Genomic DNA, 19,235 nt, shown 5'->3' with positions numbered 1-19,235 from the left:
GCGTCTTTCTATTGCAGCATCAAACGCTTCCAGTAATCTGTAACGAAATTCATTCGCGGAATATGATTATGGAACTGACCACTCGCACTCTCCCCGCGCGCAAGCATATTGCCCTTGTCGCCCACGATCACTGCAAAAAGATGTTGCTGAACTGGGTGGAACGCCACCAGCCGATCCTGGAACAGCATGAACTCTATGCCACCGGCACCACCGGTAATCTGCTTTCCCGTGCCACGGGGCTTGAGGTGAATGCCATGCTGAGCGGCCCGATGGGCGGCGATCAGCAGGTCGGGGCGATGATTTCGGAAGGTAAAATTGATGTACTGATCTTCTTCTGGGATCCGCTGAACGCCGTGCCGCACGATCCGGATGTCAAAGCGCTGTTGCGCCTCGCCACCGTATGGAACATTCCGGTCGCCACCAATATCTCCACCGCAGATTTTATTATCCAGTCCCCCACTTTCAGCGACAGCGTGGACATTATGATCCCGGATTATCCGCGCTACCTGGCAGAGCGCCTGAAGTAATGGCATTCAGGCGGCCTTACCGCCTGAATAATTTCAGGGCTTACGCGCCACCGGTACGTCCAGCCGCTTTAAAACCTCAACAAATCGTGACGGCTGCGCTTTATTAAACAGCAGCCAGACGCGTTTACGCGCCCGCGTCATCGCCACGTAAAGCAAACGGCGCTCTTCGGCGTCCGGAAAATCTTCTGGCTGCGGCAGCAAGGCCTGCTCCATCACCGATTCCCGCTCCGGCGCGGGGAAGCCCTCCTGACCGTCCTGTAACCCCAGCACAATGACATAGTCCGCCTGCTGGCCTTTACTGGCATGAACGGTCATAAAATCGAGGTTCAGTTCAGGCCAGCGTGTTGCCGCTTTTTGCAGCGCGGCGGGCTTCAGATGATGGTAGCGTGCCAGGATCAGGATGCGGTCATCCGGCAGCGCAAAACCGCTGAGCTTATCCAGCAGCGCATCCAGCTGATCGTCAGAGAGCAGCGAAACCGCATTCTTTTCCCCCGCGGTCAGACTGTTCAGCGGTTTGGACATCTGCGCCGGGTTTTGCTGGATAAAACGGTTAGCGATCTCGCCGATACGCTGGTTAAAGCGGTAAGTCGTATCAAGCGCACAGCAATCGCCTTCGCCAAAATAATCATGAAACGCGGTGGTGAGTTCGAGCTGCGCGCCGCTAAAGCGGTAGATCGCCTGCCAGTCATCGCCCACGGCAAACAGCGAGGTTTGGGAGTTCTGGCGGCGCAGCGCGGCGAGCAGTGCCGCGCGCTGCGGAGAAATATCCTGGAATTCATCCACCAGAATATGTTTCCATGGACTGATAAAGCGCCCTTTTTCCAGTACGTTAATGGCCTGATGAATAAGCCCTGAAAAATCGACGGCGTTTTCTGCTTTCAGCGCCGTTTTCCAGGCTTTTAACAGCGGAGCCATCAGCTTTACGCGCTTCGAAAACCGCTCGCGAATGTCTTCCGGCGCGCTGGCAATCATCTCCGCCTGCGCCCCGCCGTGCATGCGCATCAGACTGACCCAGCGATCGAGACGGCCAGCTAGCCGACGCTGCAATTTTTCGTCGTCCCAGAAATTGCCTTCAGGAACCGTCCAGTTGAGCTCCTCTTCCAGCCATAGCCGCCAGCCTTTGGCCTGGGCTTTTTTCTCGCTGCACTGCTGCTGCCAGGCCTCAATAAACAGTTTCTGCCGCGCATCGGTATCGTTTTCAAGACGGCTGATCACCGGCACTTTTTTACTGCCCTGCTGAATGATATGCAGTGCCAGAGCATGAAAGGTACGCGCGGTGATCTCGTCGGTGTGTAGTCGTTCACGAATGCGCTCATCCATCTCCTGCGCTGCTTTGCGACCAAAGGCCAGCAGCAGGATCTGATCGGCCGCCGCTTCGCCGCGGGCCATAAGCCAGCCTGCGCGCGCCACCAGCACGGAGGTTTTGCCGCTACCGGCGCCTGCCAGCACCAGCAGGGATGATTCACCGTTCACCACCGCCCGCGCCTGCGCCGGGTTTAACGGCGAGCTTTCGATGCCGGCAAAGAAATCAGCATATTTTTTTAGCATGGCATCGGTCCACGCCTGGTTATGCTGCGCCCGGCGGCCTTCCACATCCGCCAGCCACGCCTGGCACTGACGCCACAGCTCACGGCAATTGTCAAAAGACGCCAGCCTGGCGACAGGCAGCGGCAGCGCGTCAAACGCGCCACGGATCTGCTGCTGTAATCCTTCGGTCTGCTGACGGGTTAACCATTTGCCCTGGTCAACATGGCCGTTAATCGCCTCCAGCTGCGCCTGCAATACGCCCGCCGCCACCTCGCTCATCTCTTTGCTCCACTGCTCCCAGCGGCTATGCAGATGTTGCCAGAACAGCTGGGTTTGCGCCCATTCCGTTCCGTGCAGACGCACGACTTTACTGTCCACCAGGACAAACTCCAGCTCGCCCCACACGAGGCCGCGCTTGCATTCGATGCTGAGTAACTGATTGAATGGAATGAGATATTCGTGGCGATCGCCAGACACTTTGACACCAGCGTGTAAAATCGCCACCCGGTCATAGGGGTGCTGCGCCAGCCGTTTTCCTAAAGAAGTTGCTTTCAGTTCCATGACGTGCCGTTCTCAACTCATGTCGTGATGCGCCAGTGTAACCGCCAGAGAATGTGTGCTCCAGCCCAAAAAATCGTTACTATTGATGGGTCTTTTCGTTAACGGCTTTTCCCTGAGGATTTATGCGTACTGTACTGAATATTTTAAATTTTGTGCTGGGTGGTTTTTTCACCACTCTCGCCTGGCTGCTGGCAACGCTGGTCAGTATTGTGCTTATTATTACGCTGCCGCTGACGCGCTCCTGCTGGGAAATTACTAAGCTTTCCCTGCTGCCTTACGGAAATGAGGCGGTACATGTGGATGAACTGTCGCCGGGAGAGTCCAGCGTCATCCTGAACACCGGCGGTACGCTGCTGAACATTTTGTGGTTCGTGCTGTTCGGCTGGTGGCTCTGCCTGATGCACATTGTGTCAGGTATTGCACAATGTCTGACGATTATTGGTATTCCGGTAGGCATTGCGAATTTCAAGATCGCCGGCATTGCCCTGTGGCCGGTCGGACGCCGCGTGGTGTCGGTGGAAACGGCGCGAGCGGCACGTGAAGCTAATGCCCGTCGCCGCTTTCAATAATTAAGGATCTGAACCACGATGCTCAGCCCCCTGCTTCGCCGCTATACATGGAACAGTACCTGGCTTTATAACGCCAGAATTTTCATCGCGCTGTGCGGCACTACCGCCCTGCCGTGGTGGATGGGTGATGTAAAGCTGACCATCCCGCTGACGCTTGGCGTCGTGGCGGCGGCGCTGGCCGATCTGGATGACCGCCTCGCCGGCCGTTTACGTAATCTGCTGATCACGTTGATCTCCTTTTTTATCGCCTCCGCCTCGGTAGAACTGCTGTTCCCGTGGCCGTGGCTGTTTGCGCTGGGGCTGATCATTTCCACCAGCGGATTTATTCTGCTGGGCGGGCTTGGGCAGCGCTACGCGACTATTGCCTTTGGCGGTCTGCTGATCGCCATTTACACCATGCTCGGCATCTCGCTTTACGAGCAATGGTATCAGCAACCCCTTCTGCTGCTGGCGGGGGCTGTCTGGTTTAACCTGTTGACGCTGATTGGTCATCTGGTCTTCCCGATCCGCCCGCTACAGGACAACCTTGCGCGTTGCTATGAACAGCTGGCGCATTTTCTGGAGCTGAAATCCCGCCTGTTCGATCCCGATATCGAAGATGAAAGCCAGGCGCCGCTGTATGACCTGGCGCTGGCGAACGGCCAGCTGGTTTCCACGCTGAACCAGACGAAAAGTTCATTATTAACGCGTCTGCGCGGGGATCGTGGGCAACGCGGCACCCGGCGAACCCTGCACTACTATTTTGTCGCGCAGGATATTCACGAGCGCGCCAGTTCGTCTCATATCCAGTATCAGACGCTGCGGGAACAGTTTCGCTACAGCGACGTGATGTTCCGCTTTCAGCGCCTGCTCTCCATGCAGTCGCAGGCCTGCGCGCATTTATCACGCTGCATTTTATTACGCGAGCCCTATCAGCATGATGGCCGCTTCGAGCGCGCTTTTACCCATCTTGATGCCGCGCTGGAGCGTGCCCGCGGCGACGGCACGTCTGACGAACAGATGAAAGCGCTGGGCTTTCTGCTGCAAAACCTTCGCGCGATTGACGCACAGCTGGCGACGATCGAATCTGAGCAGGCGCAGACCCTGCCGCGCAACGACACCGATAACATGCTGGCGGATGAGGGTCTTAACGGCATGAGCGACATTCGCGCCCGCCTCAGCCGCAATCTGTCGCCGGAATCAGCACTTTTTCGCCACGCCATACGCATGTCTGTGGTGTTGTGTGTCGGTTACGCTTTTATACAGTTTACCGGCCTGGAACACGGTTACTGGATCCTGCTGACCAGCCTCTTTGTCTGCCAGCCCAACTACAACGCCACCCGGCACCGTCTGGCGCTGCGTATTATCGGCACGCTGGTGGGCGTGGCGATTGGCCTGCCGGTGCTCTATTTTGTGCCGTCCATTGAAGGGCAACTGATTTTGATCGTCATTACCGGCGTGCTGTTCTTCGCCTTCCGCAATGTGCAGTACGCCCATGCCACCATGTTTATTACCCTGCTGGTACTGCTGTGCTTTAACCTGCTTGGGGAAGGCTTTGAAGTTGCCATTCCGCGTATTATTGACACCCTTATCGGCTGTGCGATTGCCTGGGCTGCGGTGAGCTTTATCTGGCCGGACTGGCGTTTTCGTAATCTTCCACGCGTGCTGGAACGGGCCATTGATGCGAACTGCCGCTACCTTGACGCTATCCTTGAGCAGTATCACCAGGGACGTGATAACCGCATGGCGTACCGTATTGCAAGGCGCGATGCCCATAACCGCGATGCCGAACTGGCGTCGGTGGTATCCAATATGTCAACAGAGCCAGGCGCGTCAACGGAACTGCGCGATGCCGCATTCCGTCTGTTGTGCCTCAACCACACTTTTACCAGCTACATTTCCGCGCTGGGCGCGCACCGGGAAAAACTGACTTCTGCTGAGATCCTCACTCTGCTGGACGACGCGGTGTGCTACGTTGACGACGCGTTACACCACGCCCCCGCTGATGAAGAACGAGTCCAGAAAACGCTGGCACAGCTGGCCGATCGCATTACGCAGGTGGATTCCCGTCCGGACAGTAAAGAACCACTGGTTTTACAGCAGATCGGCCTGGTGGTAGCGCTGCTTCCTGAAATCAGCCGATTGCAGCGTCAGGTTGTCCGCTGATGTTTCCGATGCTCCGCCTCAAACTCTGTAAACCATGTCGTCAATGCCTGGCGCTGCTGCGCCGGGAGCGCGGCCTGATGCATCCCTTCGATGGCTCCCTCCAGCGCCAGCAATACGTTAACGCCCAGATGTGTATTAAGCGTGCGTAGCCTGACCCAGCACGCTTTAGCGCCCAGTTTTTTCAGCGTGAGGACATCCGTCACGCCCGCTTCCCACAGCAGCATCTCCAGCTGAAAATTCAGGTTCGGTAGATCTTTAAGCCGGGGCTTGCAGAGGCGCTGCATCTTTTCTTTCCACGCGGCGGCAAGCGACCAGGTGGAAAGCTTCATCAGCGTATCCCTGTCCTGCCACAAGCTGTCATCAACGCGGTAATAGTTCAGTACTACTGGCCTGCCCCTTTTCATCATCGTCAGTAACGGAGCCGGATGTTGCGCACGGTATTCAGCACTTTGCTCACAGGCGCGAAGGTAAAGATCCCCCTTTGCCACCATGGCGAACACCGTATCATCAACGGAAAGACTGTAACCGCCGAACAGCGTTCGATGGCGAATAGTACCCAACTCTGAGAGGTATTCACGTGATTCATGGATCCGTTGATAAGACATATCTTTCATGATTATTCCTTTAAAATCATGGCATAAAGGCATCTTCTGGTAGTAACGGATCCGTTAATGAGGAACATAGGGAAGTTGTCCGCGGCGGGCAAGATGATTTTTTAACGGACATCAGTTATCCCGCAAATTTGCGAGGTGCTTTCAGAAATTGAGGTTGATCTTTGTACGTCCAGGAGTTACTGTACATCCATACAGTAACTATCAGGGCTGGATTGATTATGTACACTTCAGGCTACGCTAATCGTGCATCAACACTTAACGCTATGACGGGCAACCGCACACAGGCAAAACCGGCTGGCGACTCGACTGGCCTTATCAGCGAAGTGGTTTATCGTGAAGACCAGCCCGGCATGACGCAGTTGCTGTTACTGCCCCTTCTGCAACAGCTCGGTCAGCAGTCGCGCTGGCAGCTATGGTTAACCCCGCAGCAAAAATTAAGCCGTCAGTGGGTTCAGGCGGCAGGGCTGCCGTTGACCAAACTGATGCAGATCAGCCAGCTTTCCCCGGATGATACCCTGGAATCCATGATCAGAGCGTTACGCACCGGCAATTACAGTGTTGTTATCGGCTGGCATACAGAAGAACTGACGGATGATGAACATCAGCGTCTGGTTCAGGCGGCTGAAGAAGGTAATGCGATGGGCTTTATTATGCGTCCCGTGCGGAGGGATCCTCACGCCACAAGACAGCTTTCCGGGCTAAAAATTCACTCAAATTTGTATCATTAAGCCAGTTTAAGATAATTCCTGGGATTTTTTTTGTGAATTCCTGGGCTGACCGGTTCTTAAGCGAAATCGTGCTGCAATGCCTGTCTGGTGCGGTTTGCGCTGTTTTGCATTGATTATATTCTCGTCATAAATGTTAAATAATGCACGCAGAAAGCTTTTTTTTTCATATGCCTGACGGACTTCACACTTGTAAGTTTCCAACTACGTTGTAGACTTTACATCGCCAGGGGTGCTCGGCATAAACCGAAGATATCGGTAGAGATACTTAGAGCAATACCCCCGGTGAAGGATTTAAACCGTGTTTTCTCTGGCGAGAAATTCATGGCGAATTTTGGATGATAACGAGGCGCAAAAAATGAAAAAGACAGCTATCGCGATTGCAGTGGCACTGGCTGGCTTCGCTACTGTAGCGCAGGCCGCTCCGAAAGATAATACCTGGTATGCCGGTGGTAAACTGGGCTGGTCCCAATTCCACGATACTGGTTTCATTCCTAATGACGGCCCGACCCGTAATGACCAGCTGGGTGCTGGTGCGTTCGGTGGCTATCAGGTTAACCCGTACGTTGGTTTTGAACTGGGTTACGACTGGCTGGGCCGCGAAGCCTATAAAGGCGACACCGTAAACGGTGCGTTCAAAGCTCAAGGCGTTCAGCTGACTACCAAACTGAGCTACCCGGTTGCTGACGATCTGGACGTTTACACCCGTCTGGGTGGTATGGTTTGGCGTGCAGACGCTAAAGCCAACGTTCCTGGCGCTGATTTCCACGCTAAAGACCACGACACCGGTGTTTCCCCGGTATTCGCTGGTGGTGTTGAGTGGGCAGTTACCCGTGACATCGCTACCCGTCTGGAATACCAGTGGGTTAACAACATCGGCGACGCGCAAACTGTTGGTACCCGTCAGGACAACGGTCTGCTGAGCTTAGGTGTTTCTTACCGCTTCGGTCAGCAGGAAGACGTTGCTCCGGTAGTTGCTCCGGCACCGGCTCCGGCTCCGCAGGTATCCACCAAGCACTTCACCCTGAAGTCTGACGTACTGTTCAACTTCAACAAAGCGACTCTGAAACCAGAAGGCCAGCAGGCTCTGGATCAGATGTACTCCCAGCTGAGCAACCTGGATCCGAAAGACGGTTCCGTAGTTGTTCTGGGCTTCACCGACCGCATCGGTTCTGACGCTTACAACCAGGGTCTGTCCGAGAAACGTGCTCAGTCTGTTGTTGACTACCTGATCTCTAAAGGTATCCCGTCCAACAAGATCTCTGCTCGTGGTATGGGCGAATCCAACCCGGTTACCGGCAGCACCTGTGACAACGTGAAAGCGCGCCCTGCGCTGATCGATTGCCTGGCTCCGGATCGTCGCGTTGAGATCGAAGTTAAAGGTATCAAAGACGTTGTAACTCAGCCGCAGGCTTAAGTTTACGTCTTAAAAAAACCCCGCGCTGCGGGGTTTTTTATTGCCTGCGATCCGGCGTGAAAAATATCGCGGGTTTATTCTTTGCCTAACAGCGCCTGCAAATCGTGCTTAAGCGTCGACATTTTACTGGCGTATTTCTCTTTGTGTTCGGCATCTTCAATCAGTTGCACTATGGTTTCTGAGAGCGTTTTTCCACGGCGCTGGGCCAGCCCTGCCAGGCGCTGCCAGACCATAAATTCCAGATCGATGGATTTTTTACGGGTGTGCTGGTGCTCGGCATTAAAGTGACGTTTGCGTCGGGCGCGAATAGTCTGCTTCATGCGATTCATTAATGCCGCATTCATGTGTTGTTCAATCCAGGCATTCACACGAACCGGGTCATTTTCGAGCGTCAACAGCTGATCCACGGCCTCTTTTGCCGCACTGGTTTCTATATAGCGCGTGATTAATTCACCTTCACGGTGCTTTTTCACCAGGTACTTCCATTTCCAGCCGCTTTCAAGATTTTCCAGTTGTTGGTATTTCATCGCGATCTCAGTGTTACCCTGTAACTCAGTTCAGAATATCAGTTTTTTAGCAATCTGCTGAAAAGAAATCATATCCTGTGAACACGCAGACGACTTTGCGGTCAGGAAATCGCGTATTACTGGTGTGATGCTTTGCCGCTTACGGTATAATTCCGCCCTTTACTTCTGACGATAAAACCTCAACTTTGACCATTACTAAACTCGCCTGGCAAGACCTTGTCCCTGATACCGACAGTTATCAGGAGGTATTTACACAATCTTGTGCGCCGTCTGAGGAGGATTTATCCCTCGGCGATACGCAACCCCGCTTACAGTACGCGCTGGAGCAACTGCTTCATCCGCTGGCATCGTCACGCTTTTTGCTGGCAAAAGCGCCGGAGGAAGTGGAGTATCTGGGTATTATTGCTGATGCTGTGGGTCAATTACTGCCGGAAGATCAGCCGTTTACTGGTGGGCAATACCAGATCGCTGGTCGAAGCGTTACCTTTGAAGCCTCAACGGATCCGCTGGCCGACTTCGTCTCCAAAAACCCGGTCGTCATTGCCGACTGGGTAGAAGCAGAGCAGCTTTTTGGCTGCCTGCGTCAGTTTAATAATGAGATTGCCCTGCAACCGGGCCTGGTGCATCAGGCTAACGGCGGCGTGCTGGTGATCTCCCTGCGTACGCTGCTGGCACAGCCGCTGCTGTGGATGCGCCTGAAAACCATGATCACCCGCCAGCGCTTCGACTGGGTCTCCTTTGACGAGTCGCGTCCGTTACCGGTCAGCGTGCCGTCAATGCCGTTACAGCTGAAGGTGATCCTCGTCGGCGAGAGGGATTCACTGGCCGAATTCCAGGAGATGGAACCGGAGCTGGCTGCCCAGTCCATTTACAGCGAGTACGAAGATAATCTTCAGATAACGGATGCGGAAACCATGGCGCAGTGGTGCCAGTGGGTGCTGCACGTGGCCGCCAGCGCCGATCTGCCCGTTCCGGCGAAGGATGCATGGCCGGTGTTGATCCGTGAAGCTGTGCGTTACACCGGCGATCAGGAAACGCTGCCGCTGTGCCCGCTGTGGCTGGCGCGCCAGCTGCGTGAAGTCGCGGCGCTGGGCGCAGAGACCTCGTTTGATGCACAACAGTTGCAGACCATGCTCAGCCAGCGCGAATGGCGTGAAGGATACTTACCTGAACGCATTCAGGATGAGATCCTGCTGGAACAAATTCTGATTGAAACCGAAGGTGAGCGCGTCGGTCAGATCAACGCCCTTTCGGTTGTCGAATTCCCTGGGCACCCGCGCGCCTTTGGCGAGCCGTCGCGCATCAGTTGCGTAGTGCATATCGGTGACGGGGAATTTAATGACATCGAGCGCAAAGCGGAGCTGGGCGGAAATATTCATGCAAAAGGCATGATGATCATGCAGGCCTTCTTAATGGCCGAGCTTCAGCTGGATCAGCAGATCCCCTTCTCTGCCTCGCTGACCTTCGAGCAGTCCTATAGCGAAGTGGACGGCGACAGCGCCTCGATGGCGGAACTGTGCGCCCTGATCAGCGCGCTGGCGGACGTGCCTGTTAATCAGCATCTGGCGATCACCGGTTCGGTGGATCAGTTCGGACGCGCGCAGCCGGTAGGCGGCCTGAATGAAAAGATCGAAGGTTTCTTCAGTATCTGCCAGCAGCGTGGTCTGACCGGTAAGCAGGGGATCATCATTCCTTCTGCTAACGTACGTCATCTGTGTCTGCCGCAGACGCTGCTCGACGCCGTGGAAGCCGGACAATTCTTTATCTGGGCCATCGATGATGTGACAGATGCGCTACCCTTACTGACAAACCTGGCCTGGGATGCTGAAGGGCAAACCACCCTCATTCAGACCATTCAGGAACGCATCGCCCAGGCCTCGCAGCAGGAAGCACGCCATCGCTTTCCGTGGCCGTTACGCTGGTTGAACTGGTTTGTACCGAACTGATCGGACTTGTTCAGCGTACACGTGTTAGCTATCCTGCGTCCCAAACTTACAATAAGGCTTACTCAAAACATGGTAGATAAACGCGAATCCTATACGAAAGAAGACCTTCTTGCCTCTGGTCGTGGTGAGCTGTTTGGCGAAAAAGGCCCGCAGTTACCTGCTCCCAACATGCTGATGATGGACCGTGTCGTCAAAATGACGGAAACCGGTGGTAACTTTGATAAAGGCTATGTTGAAGCCGAGCTGGATATCCATCCGGACATGTGGTTCTTCGGTTGCCACTTCATTGGCGATCCGGTGATGCCTGGCTGCCTGGGTCTGGATGCCATGTGGCAGCTGGTTGGCTTCTATCTCGGCTGGCTCGGCGGCGAAGGCAAAGGCCGTGCGCTGGGCGTGGGTGAAGTGAAATTCACCGGCCAGGTTCTGCCGACGGCGAAAAAAGTCACCTACCGCATTCACTTCAAGCGTGTGGTTAACCGTCGTCTGATTATGGGCCTGGCGGATGGCGAAGTGCTGGTCGATGGTCGCGTGATCTATACGGCAAACGATTTGAAAGTTGGGCTGTTCCAGGATACGTCTGCATTCTGAGTGCCCTGACAGGCGAAACCTCCGCCAGGCGGAGGTTTCTTACTAAAGAGACAGAATCAGGCGATTACTGTCCTGACCTCCATGGCTTCTCGCCAGCCTCCAAGCCAGTATGACCTCTGATTCAGCGTCTGGTAAGGACATAGTTCTTTTGAGCGTCCGGCAATACCAGCCTGATACCCACGTTGATGTGCCCGTTCCAGGCGATCTCGTTTTTGTCTCTTCATGCCTCGTTTCCCTCATATTTTGAGTCTGGTGGAAAAGAAAACAGTGATTACAAAATGCGCAATCACGTCTCTTTTGTAACGCGGATGAACAGCATCGTCAATGCACAAAATTCATACCATTGTCATAAATGTGAGATACACAGAACTTCATTTGTACAAAAAGTGTGAGACGGCACAAGTAAATGCCCGGAAAACCGACATAAAAAAAACCGCCAGTGCGTGAGCAAACCGGCGGTTTTTTAGGATTAATAGCAATCAGGGCAGACGGTTAAGTTCCCGCGCGATGTCGCCCGCTTCACGACTCCACGCCTCGCCCAGCACTTTCACCATTGCATCGTAACCATCCTGCTGCTGCGTCATTTCGATATGGAATGGTCGCTTTATCAGCTGCCCCTGATGGTTGAGCAACCACTCGCCGCTGACAATCACCCGCCCATCATAGCGCCCGTGAAACCCTGTCACCGTCACGTTCAGCGTATCCTGCTCGTTGCCAAGCGGCGTTGAAGCCACTACCCAACCAGGTAATTGCTGACTGAGGTTGGACACCAGCGTTGTGCGCAGCTGCTGATCGAGCGGGCTGGCCCACAGGTTTTGCGTGCCGATAGCGTATTTTACATCGCTGGTCTGGTACACCACACCATTACCCGCCAGATAATCGGGCACTGAAACCTGCTCCACCCACAGCAGACGGTCGGCGCTACCACTCTGGCGCTGCACGGTATTCTGTTGCGGCGTCGGCAACTGATAATAATTCGTCTCTTCCACGTTGCTGCTACAGGCCGCCAGCAGCAGCGTCGCGGCGATGACTACTCCATTTTTCATTATTTTGCCCTCTTAGGCTCAGGATCTTTTTTATCCTTCGCTTCAAATACCAGCGCATTGCTCTTGGTGTTCAGCGTTTTCAGTACCGGTTGCAGTTCACGCAGTACCTGATCCAGCCGCTGCATATCCGCCACCATTTTGTTGTACGCCGCCGATCCTGGCTGGAAGCCCTGCATACTGCGGTTCAGCTCGCGCAGGGTTTTCTGCATATCCGCCGGCAGTTGCTGCGCGGACTGGCTGGCGGTGATCTTATTGAGATTATCCAGCGTGGTTTGCAGGCGGCGCATGGTGCGCTGGGTTTCATTCAGCGAATTCGTGGCCTGCTCAATCATCGGGTTCAGCGGCAGATTGTTGATCTTATCCAGGGTATCCATCAGACGTTGCTGGATCTGCGCCAGCCCGCCGCTCACGGTAGGAATAATTTCATAGCCGCCATAGCGACGTACCCCGGTTACCGGCGGCGCTTTCGGATAGAAATCCATATCGATATAGAGCGCGCCTGTCACCAGATTGCCGGTTTTCAGCGAACCGCGCAGGCCGCTTTTTAGCAGTTCATTGATATGGGATTTCATGTCCGGCATTTCGCCAAGCTGGCTGGCCAGTCGTTCCGGCTCAATACGCACCAGCACCGGAATACGGTAATCGTTGTCCAGGGCCTGTTCCATCCCCGGCATCATCGCCGGAACCTTGCTTACCGTCCCCAGACGAATTCCGCGGAATTCCACCGGCGCGCCCGCCTGCAGGCCACGGATGGAATCTTTGAAGAACATCAGGTAATCGATATGGTCGGTATAGAGCGATTCCTGGATACTGCGCTGATCGTCAAACAGCGTGAATGCGGTCTTTTCCGCTACAGGCGTGCCCAGGTCAATGCCTTCCGGCACATCAAAGCTGACACCGCCGCCAAACAGCGTGGTCAGCGATCCCATCTCAACGCGCATCCCGGCGGACGTCAGATCCACCGCAATACCGCTGTCTTTCCAGAAGCGGACGTTGCTGGTAACCAGACGATCGTTTGGCGCATTAATAAACAGCTGATAGCTGATGGTGCGCTTTTCCGAATCAAAAGTGCTGGTTTCAACCGAGCCCACGCGATAGCCGCGGAACAGCACCGGATCGCCCGGCGACAGCTGCCCCGCTTTTTTACTGTCGAGCAGCACGCGGATGCCCTTCGCATCCGGCGGCGCGAGCGGCGGCGAATCCAGCAATTTATAGCTTTCCGGCTGCGTCCCTTTACTGCCCGGCTGTAACTCAATATAAGCACCGGATAACAGCGTGCCCAGCCCGCTGATCCCCTCCCGGCCAACCTGGGGTTTCACCACCCAGAATACCGAGTCGCCATGCAGCAGTTTGCTCATATCCGCGTTCAACCGCGCCTTGATCTCCACGCGCTTAAGGTCATCCGCCAGGGTGGCGGATTCCACCACGCCGACGTTAATACTGCGGCTTTTGATGGTGGTTTTACCCGCTTCGATGCCTTCGGCATTGTTGGTGATGAGTGTTACCACCGGCCCCTGATGGCTGTAGTGATAAAACAGGATCCATGCGCCGATAAGCGCGGTCACGATGGGAAAGATCCACACCGGCGACCAGCTTTTTACCTTTTGCACCTTCGCATCCCCACTTTTCGTCTCCATGTTTTTACTGCTCCTCATGGCTTGATTCTGGCTCACGATCCCAGGACAGACGGGGATCGAAAGTCATTGCCGCAAACATTGTCATGATGACCACCAGCGCAAACATTAATGCGCCTGTTGCGGGGTATATGTTCATAAGACCGCCGATGCGCACCAGCGCGGACAGCACAGCGATAACAAAAACGTCAATCATCGACCAGCGGCCGACAAATTCCACTACTTCATAAATCAGGTGCATGCGCTCGCCGTCACGCCTGCCGTGCCCTTTTGCGTCCCAGCACAGCCAGCCAAGCGCGATCATTTTGAGCGTCGGCACCATAATACTGGCGATAAAAATGACCAGCGCCACCGGATAGGATCCCTCCCCCCACAGCAAAATGACCCCCGCCAGAATGGTGGAGGGCATTTTATCGCCCAGCAGATCGGTGATCATGATTGGCAGAATATTGGCGGGCAGATAAAGCAGGACAGAGGTGATCAGCAGCGCCATTGTCCATTGCAGACTGTTTTTGCGTCGCACATAACCGCGGGTGTGACAGCGCGGACACTGGCGTAAATCCGCAGGCAAAATCGCGGTGCAGCACGGGCAGGAGCGCAGCCCCTGGCGAAGGCCAGTGACGCCCGTTTTAAGCGGCTGATCCACCGGCGGCATATGCGCGAGATCGTCCCACAGCCAGCGCCGGTCGACGCACTGAAAGGCACGCAGTTGCAGCAGACAGAACAGGCACCAGGGCACAAAACTGCTGCCGATGCCAATATCGCCGTAGGCCATCAGCTTCACAAAACTCACCAGCACGCCGGCGAGGAAAATCTCCGCCATGCCCCAGGATTTTAGCTGAAAGAATATCCGCGCCAGAAAAGCCTGTACGCGCCAGGGCAGCGTGACGCGGTTGACCAGCAACAGGATCGTCACCAGGCAAAACGCCGGTACCAGTTGCACAAACAGCAGGAAAAAGGTGCCGAGGCTGGCGTAATCTTCCGAAAACATCACGCGCGGAATTTCCAGCAGCGTCACCTCGCTGGTGATACCGGCGACCTTCATATTGACGAAGGGAAAGAGATTGGCCAGCAGCAGCATAAAGAGCGCCGCCAGCGAATAGGCGCTGGGACGCTGACGCGGTTCGGCCCATTTTGTGGTCAGGGTATGCCCGCAGCGAGGACAGTCCGCTTTATGACCGTCCTCCAGCGCGGGGAGTGCCACCAGCAAGTCACACTGAGAACACAAAATGTGCCGGGTGGCATGGTGGTGATCGCACATACGTTTATCCTGAATTACGCGCCGTTTTTAAGGGCCTCAAGGTATTCCCAACGCTCAAAAGCTTCTTCCAGCGCCTGTTCAGCCTGCGCCATATCGGCCAGCACTTTTTGCGTATGGTCATGAGGCTGGCTGAAGAATGCACCGTCAGCGACCTGCGCCTGAAGCGCGCTCAGTTCCGCTTCCAGCGTTTCCAGACGCTGCGGCAGCTGCTCAAGTTCGCGTTGCAGGTTATAGCTTAGTTTGTTACCGGCACGTTTAACAGTTTCTGCTTTAGGGGCCGCCGTTTCGGCACTTTTTTTCGACGCTGACTGTTTATGCGCCAGCGAAGCCGCCTGCTGGCCGCGCGCGTCCTGGTAACCGCCGACATACTGACCGATGCGGCCTTCGCCTTCGAAGATCCAGCATTCCGTCACGGTGTTATCGACGAACTGACGATCGTGGCTCACCAGCATGACGGTGCCCTGATAGCCATCGATTAACTCTTCCAGCAGTTCGAGGGTTTCCACATCCAGGTCGTTGGTCGGTTCATCAAGGATCAGCAGGTTGCTGGGCTTGAGGAACAGACGCGCCAGCAGCAGGCGGTTACGCTCTCCGCCCGACAGCGCGCGCACCGGCGTCATGGCGCGTTTTGGATGGAACAGGAAGTCCTGCAGATAACCAAGCACATGGCGCGGTTTCCCGTTCACCAGCACTTCCTGTTTGCCTTCGGAGAGGTTATCCATCACCGTTCTGTCCGGATCGAGTTCCGCGCGGTGCTGGTCAAAATAGGCCACTTCCAGTTTGGTGCCGCAGTGCACGCGGCCGCTGTCAGCCTGTAACTGCCCGAGCATCAGCTTCAGCAAGGTAGTTTTACCGCAGCCGTTAGGCCCGATAAGCGCGATCTTGTCGCCACGCTGAACCTGGGCGGAAAAATCCCGCACCAGCACTTTGCCGTCCACGCCGTAGTTGACGTTTTCCATCTCAAAGACGATCTTGCCAGAGCGGGAGGCCTCTTCGACCTGCATTTTCGCGCTGCCCATCACTTCACGGCGTTCGCCGCGCTCGCGACGCATCGCTTTCAGGGCGCGCACACGTCCTTCATTACGGGTACGACGCGCTTTGATGCCCTGGCGGATCCACACTTCTTCCTGCGCCAGCTTGCGGTCAAATTCCGCATTCTGTAGTTCTTCCACGCGCAGCGCTTCTTCTTTCTCCAGCAAATACTGATCGTAGCTGCCCGGATAGGTCACCAGCTTACCGCGATCCAGATCGACAATGCGCGTCGCCATATTGCGGATAAACGAACGGTCGTGGGAAATAAAGATGATGGTGCCGTTGAAGGTCTTGAGGAAGCCTTCCAGCCAGTCGATAGTTTCGATGTCGAGGTGGTTGGTCGGTTCGTCGAGCAGCAGCACGCGCGGGTTGCTGACCAGCGCACGGCCCAGCGCCGCTTTACGCAGCCAGCCGCCGGACAGCGAGGCCAGCGCCATATCCGCTTCCAGACCAATCTGCTCCAGCACTTCATTGATACGGTTTTCAAGCTGCCACAGGCCGTGGTGGTCCAGCAGATCCTGTAAGCGCGCCATCTCGTTAAGATTTTTTTCGCTCGGATCGGTCATCACCAGATGGGAAATCTCATGATAGGCCTTCAGGTATTCCGCCTGCTCCGAGATACCTTCCGCCACGAAATCGTACACGCTGCCCGCTACATTGCGGGGCGGATCCTGTTGCAGGCGCGCCACCACCAGATCCTGTTCGTAAACAATACGCCCGTCATCCAGACCCAGTTCACGGTTAAGGATTTTCATCAGCGTCGATTTACCCGCGCCGTTACGTCCCACCAGACACACGCGCTCGTTATCTTCGATGTGCAGTTCGGTGTTATCGAGAAGCGGCGCATCGCTGAACGACAGCCAGGCACCGTGCATACTAATTAATGACATTTATTCTTCCTTCAGGCTGAGGTGATCAGCCAGCAATTGTGGATCTGACGGTTACGGGCGAAATCCTGCGACTGTGTTTTTTGCGTGATTTCTTGTGCTTTCAGTCCGAGCTCAGCCAGACCGTCGTGATCCATACGGAAACCGCGTTTGTTGTTCGAGAACATAATGGTGCCGCCTTTGCGCAGCAGACGTTTCAAATCTTTCATCAGGCGCAGGTGATCCCGCTGCACGTCAAAGGCATCTTCCATTCTTTTCGAGTTAGAGAATGTGGGGGGATCGATAAAGATCAGATCAAACTGTTCATCGGTATCGCGCAGCCAGGCCAGACAGTCGGCCTGGATCAGACGGTGCGCGCGGCCGCTGAGATTATTCAGACGCAGGTTGCGCTCGGCCCACTCCAGATAGGTGCGGGACATATCCACCGTCGTGGTGGATTTCGCGCCGCCCAGCCCCGCATGCACGCTGGCGCTGCCGGTATAGGCAAAGAGGTTAAGGAAGTCTTTACCCTTGCTCATCTGGCCCAGCATACGACGGGCGATACGGTGATCGAGGAACAGGCCGGTATCCAGATAATCGGTCAGGTTGACCCACAGGCGCGCGTTATATTCGCTTACCTGCATGAAGTCCCCTTTCTCGTTCATCTTCTGATACTGGTTTTTGCCTTTCTGCCGCTCACGGGTTTTCAGCACCAGCTTGTTCGGGGCGATACCGAGCACCGCGATAGTGGCGGAAATAATATCGAACAGGCGCTGACGGGCTTTCTGCGGATCCACGGTTTTCGGCGGCGCGTACTCCTGCACCACCACGGAATCGCCGTAGCGATCCACCGCCACGTTGTACTCCGGTAAATCGGCGTCATACAGGCGATAGCATTCAATGCCTTCCTGACGCGCCCATTTTTCCAGTTTCTTGACGTTCTTACGCAGGCGGTTAGCGTAATCTTCCGCTATCGACGCGCTGCCGCCGCCCTGCGCATCGGCGCTGGTCACGGCAATAGCATAGTTTTTCTGCACGCAGTCCAGCGGGCCGTTTTTGGCTTTAAACTGGCGATCGGCGCGCAGTTGCAGACAGTTGAGCAGATCCGGCGAAGCGCTGAACAGGGATAAATTCCAGCCGCCGAACTGACTTTTGATAATGCGCCCCAGCATACTGTGCAACGCGATCAGCGCCGGTTCGCTGTCCAGACGTTCGCCATAAGGCGGGTTGCTGAGGATGGTTCCGGTCGGGCCTTCCGGCAGCGGGTTGGTGAGTTTGGCGACGTCTTTTACCTCAAACGCGATCAGATCAGCCACACCGGCGCGACGGGCGTTGCTGCGGGCGCGTTCAATCACGCGGCTGTCGTTGTCGGAACCATAGAAACGCGAACCGTAATCCGCCAGGCCTTTACGGGCGCGTACCTGGGCTTCGGCTTTCACTTCTTTCCAGATGGCGTCGTCGTGCTGCGCCCAGCCGCCGAATCCCCAGTGCCCGCGATGCAGGCCAGGGGCACGGTCGGTGGCGTACATCGCCGCTTCGATCAAAAGCGTACCGGAACCGCACATCGGATCGAGCAACGGCGTACCCGGCTGCCAGCCAGATCGCATCACAATAGCGGCCGCAAGGCTTTCTTTAATGGGCGCAAGGCCGGTGCCGTCACGGTAGCCGCGCTGGTGCAGACCTTCGCCACTCAGATCCAGCGCGATATGCGCAGTATCTTTATTCAGCCAGACATTGATACGCAGATCGGGCTTTTCACGATCGACGTTCGGGCGTTCCAGATTTTTGCGCGTGAAGCTGTCGACGATGGCGTCTTTCACCTTGAGCGCGCCGTACTGGCTGTTACGGATGGTGTCGTTCAGGCCGCTGAAGTGCACGGCAAAGGTCGCGCCGGGGCTGAAAATCTCCGTCCAGTCTATCGCCTGCACCCCGAGATAGAGATCAAGGTCGCTGTACACCTTGCACTCGCTCATCGGCATCATGATGCGCGAAGCCAGACGACTCCACATCAGGCTCTGGTAGACAAGCCGGGTGTCCCCCTCAAAATGGACACCACCCTGAACCACCTGGACGTTTTGCCCGCCCAGGTTTTCCAGTTCAGTTTTTAACAGCTCTTCCAGCCCGCGGGCCGTACTGGCAAACAGAGAAATCATATCGTCACTTATTCACTTAGAAAATTGTTGCGCATTATAGCTAATCTCAACGCTATGTCATAAAGTTGAGCGCTTATTTCCAGATTCAGAAGAGGAT

General features: G+C 55.4%; 16 protein-coding genes. 7 read left to right on the top strand and 9 right to left on the bottom strand.

From position 1 onward, the window contains the following. The first annotated feature begins 68 nt into the window (after positions 1-68). Positions 69-527, top strand: a complete 459-nt coding sequence (mgsA, locus tag BMF08_RS13500; RefSeq protein WP_072568073.1) for a methylglyoxal synthase — start codon at positions 69-71, stop codon at positions 525-527. Between the two features lie 33 nt (positions 528-560). Here the strand turns inward: mgsA and helD are convergent, their stop codons facing one another. Then, the gene (gene helD / locus BMF08_RS13495) at positions 561-2,615 is read right to left on the bottom strand and encodes a DNA helicase IV (RefSeq protein WP_072568072.1); all 2,055 of its coding nucleotides are present in this window, start codon (positions 2,613-2,615) and stop codon (positions 561-563) included. A 122-nt stretch (positions 2,616-2,737) separates the two neighbouring features. Here helD and BMF08_RS13490 point away from each other — a divergent pair, with 122 nt between their 5' ends. Continuing rightward, positions 2,738-3,184 (top strand): YccF domain-containing protein, encoded by a 447-nt coding sequence (locus tag BMF08_RS13490; RefSeq protein WP_072568071.1) that lies wholly within the window; start codon positions 2,738-2,740, stop codon positions 3,182-3,184. An 18-nt stretch (positions 3,185-3,202) separates the two neighbouring features. Continuing rightward, positions 3,203-5,329: a YccS family putative transporter gene (yccS, locus tag BMF08_RS13485; RefSeq protein WP_072568070.1), complete on the top strand. Its 2,127-nt coding sequence runs from the start codon at positions 3,203-3,205 to the stop codon at positions 5,327-5,329. On the opposite strand, the gene BMF08_RS13480 is transcribed toward yccS, so the two are convergent. Beyond that, entirely contained in the window at positions 5,314-5,943 is a 630-nt protein-coding gene (locus BMF08_RS13480) for a TfoX/Sxy family DNA transformation protein (protein ID WP_072568069.1), read from the bottom strand. The two genes, yccS and BMF08_RS13480, sit on opposite strands and share 16 nt — an antisense overlap. A 218-nt stretch (positions 5,944-6,161) precedes the next feature. Here BMF08_RS13480 and sulA point away from each other — a divergent pair, with 218 nt between their 5' ends. Further along, positions 6,162-6,671, top strand: a complete 510-nt coding sequence (gene sulA / locus BMF08_RS13475; protein ID WP_072568068.1) for an SOS-induced cell division inhibitor SulA — start codon at positions 6,162-6,164, stop codon at positions 6,669-6,671. Between the two features lie 355 nt (positions 6,672-7,026). After that, positions 7,027-8,085 (top strand): porin OmpA, encoded by a 1,059-nt coding sequence (gene ompA / locus BMF08_RS13465; RefSeq protein WP_072569430.1) that lies wholly within the window; start codon positions 7,027-7,029, stop codon positions 8,083-8,085. Positions 8,086-8,159: 74 nt separating this feature from the next. Here ompA and matP read toward each other — a convergent pair whose 3' ends face one another. Continuing rightward, positions 8,160-8,612: a macrodomain Ter protein MatP gene (gene matP, locus BMF08_RS13460; RefSeq protein ID WP_072568067.1), complete on the bottom strand. Its 453-nt coding sequence runs from the start codon at positions 8,610-8,612 to the stop codon at positions 8,160-8,162. A 185-nt stretch (positions 8,613-8,797) separates the two neighbouring features. Here matP and BMF08_RS13455 point away from each other — a divergent pair, with 185 nt between their 5' ends. Next, on the top strand, positions 8,798-10,558 hold the full coding sequence (locus tag BMF08_RS13455) for an AAA family ATPase (protein ID WP_072568066.1): 1,761 nt from the start codon (positions 8,798-8,800) through the stop codon (positions 10,556-10,558). A 69-nt stretch (positions 10,559-10,627) separates the two neighbouring features. Continuing rightward, the gene (gene fabA, locus BMF08_RS13450) at positions 10,628-11,146 is read left to right on the top strand and encodes a bifunctional 3-hydroxydecanoyl-ACP dehydratase/trans-2-decenoyl-ACP isomerase (protein ID WP_072568065.1); all 519 of its coding nucleotides are present in this window, start codon (positions 10,628-10,630) and stop codon (positions 11,144-11,146) included. Between the two features lie 56 nt (positions 11,147-11,202). Here fabA and rmf read toward each other — a convergent pair whose 3' ends face one another. The 6 genes from rmf to rlmKL all read right to left on the bottom strand — a co-directional run bounded on the left by rmf (position 11,203) and on the right by rlmKL (position 19,138). Further along, positions 11,203-11,370 (bottom strand): ribosome modulation factor, encoded by a 168-nt coding sequence (rmf, locus tag BMF08_RS13445; protein ID WP_072568064.1) that lies wholly within the window; start codon positions 11,368-11,370, stop codon positions 11,203-11,205. A 255-nt stretch (positions 11,371-11,625) separates the two neighbouring features. Next, positions 11,626-12,192: a membrane integrity-associated transporter subunit PqiC gene (gene pqiC / locus BMF08_RS13440; protein ID WP_072568063.1), complete on the bottom strand. Its 567-nt coding sequence runs from the start codon at positions 12,190-12,192 to the stop codon at positions 11,626-11,628. Further along, a complete protein-coding gene (pqiB, locus tag BMF08_RS13435) occupies positions 12,192-13,829 on the bottom strand; it encodes an intermembrane transport protein PqiB (RefSeq protein ID WP_072568062.1) in 1,638 nt (545 codons plus the stop codon). The genes pqiC and pqiB overlap by 1 nt, the downstream gene beginning before the upstream one ends. 4 nt (positions 13,830-13,833) lie before the next feature. Continuing rightward, on the bottom strand, positions 13,834-15,087 hold the full coding sequence (pqiA, locus tag BMF08_RS13430) for a membrane integrity-associated transporter subunit PqiA (RefSeq protein ID WP_072568061.1): 1,254 nt from the start codon (positions 15,085-15,087) through the stop codon (positions 13,834-13,836). A 14-nt stretch (positions 15,088-15,101) separates the two neighbouring features. Next, positions 15,102-17,009: an ABC transporter ATP-binding protein gene (locus BMF08_RS13425; RefSeq protein ID WP_072568060.1), complete on the bottom strand. Its 1,908-nt coding sequence runs from the start codon at positions 17,007-17,009 to the stop codon at positions 15,102-15,104. Between the two features lie 11 nt (positions 17,010-17,020). Next, positions 17,021-19,138, bottom strand: a complete 2,118-nt coding sequence (rlmKL, locus tag BMF08_RS13420) for a bifunctional 23S rRNA (guanine(2069)-N(7))-methyltransferase RlmK/23S rRNA (guanine(2445)-N(2))-methyltransferase RlmL (protein WP_072568059.1) — start codon at positions 19,136-19,138, stop codon at positions 17,021-17,023. Positions 19,139-19,235: the final 97 nt, after the last annotated feature.

It is taken from the genome of Enterobacter sp. SA187 (assembly GCF_001888805.2).
Classification (GTDB): Bacteria; Pseudomonadota; Gammaproteobacteria; order Enterobacterales; family Enterobacteriaceae; genus Enterobacter_D.
The sequence above is the reverse complement of the archived record's forward strand: the minus strand, read 5'-3'. Positions and strand labels throughout refer to the sequence as shown.

Coding starts and splice junctions, on each gene's coding strand:
- mgsA (WP_072568073.1), top strand. CDS start 69: ATGGAACTGACCACTCGCACTCTCCCCGCGCGCAAGCATATTGCCCTT.
- helD (WP_072568072.1), bottom strand. CDS start 2,615: ATGGAACTGAAAGCAACTTCTTTAGGAAAACGGCTGGCGCAGCACCCC.
- BMF08_RS13490 (WP_072568071.1), top strand. CDS start 2,738: ATGCGTACTGTACTGAATATTTTAAATTTTGTGCTGGGTGGTTTTTTC.
- yccS (WP_072568070.1), top strand. CDS start 3,203: ATGCTCAGCCCCCTGCTTCGCCGCTATACATGGAACAGTACCTGGCTT.
- BMF08_RS13480 (WP_072568069.1), bottom strand. CDS start 5,943: ATGAAAGATATGTCTTATCAACGGATCCATGAATCACGTGAATACCTC.
- sulA (WP_072568068.1), top strand. CDS start 6,162: ATGTACACTTCAGGCTACGCTAATCGTGCATCAACACTTAACGCTATG.
- ompA (WP_072569430.1), top strand. CDS start 7,027: ATGAAAAAGACAGCTATCGCGATTGCAGTGGCACTGGCTGGCTTCGCT.
- matP (WP_072568067.1), bottom strand. CDS start 8,612: ATGAAATACCAACAACTGGAAAATCTTGAAAGCGGCTGGAAATGGAAG.
- fabA (WP_072568065.1), top strand. CDS start 10,628: ATGGTAGATAAACGCGAATCCTATACGAAAGAAGACCTTCTTGCCTCT.
- rmf (WP_072568064.1), bottom strand. CDS start 11,370: ATGAAGAGACAAAAACGAGATCGCCTGGAACGGGCACATCAACGTGGG.
- pqiC (WP_072568063.1), bottom strand. CDS start 12,192: ATGAAAAATGGAGTAGTCATCGCCGCGACGCTGCTGCTGGCGGCCTGT.
- pqiB (WP_072568062.1), bottom strand. CDS start 13,829: ATGGAGACGAAAAGTGGGGATGCGAAGGTGCAAAAGGTAAAAAGCTGG.
- pqiA (WP_072568061.1), bottom strand. CDS start 15,087: ATGTGCGATCACCACCATGCCACCCGGCACATTTTGTGTTCTCAGTGT.
- BMF08_RS13425 (WP_072568060.1), bottom strand. CDS start 17,009: ATGTCATTAATTAGTATGCACGGTGCCTGGCTGTCGTTCAGCGATGCG.
- rlmKL (WP_072568059.1), bottom strand. CDS start 19,138: ATGATTTCTCTGTTTGCCAGTACGGCCCGCGGGCTGGAAGAGCTGTTA.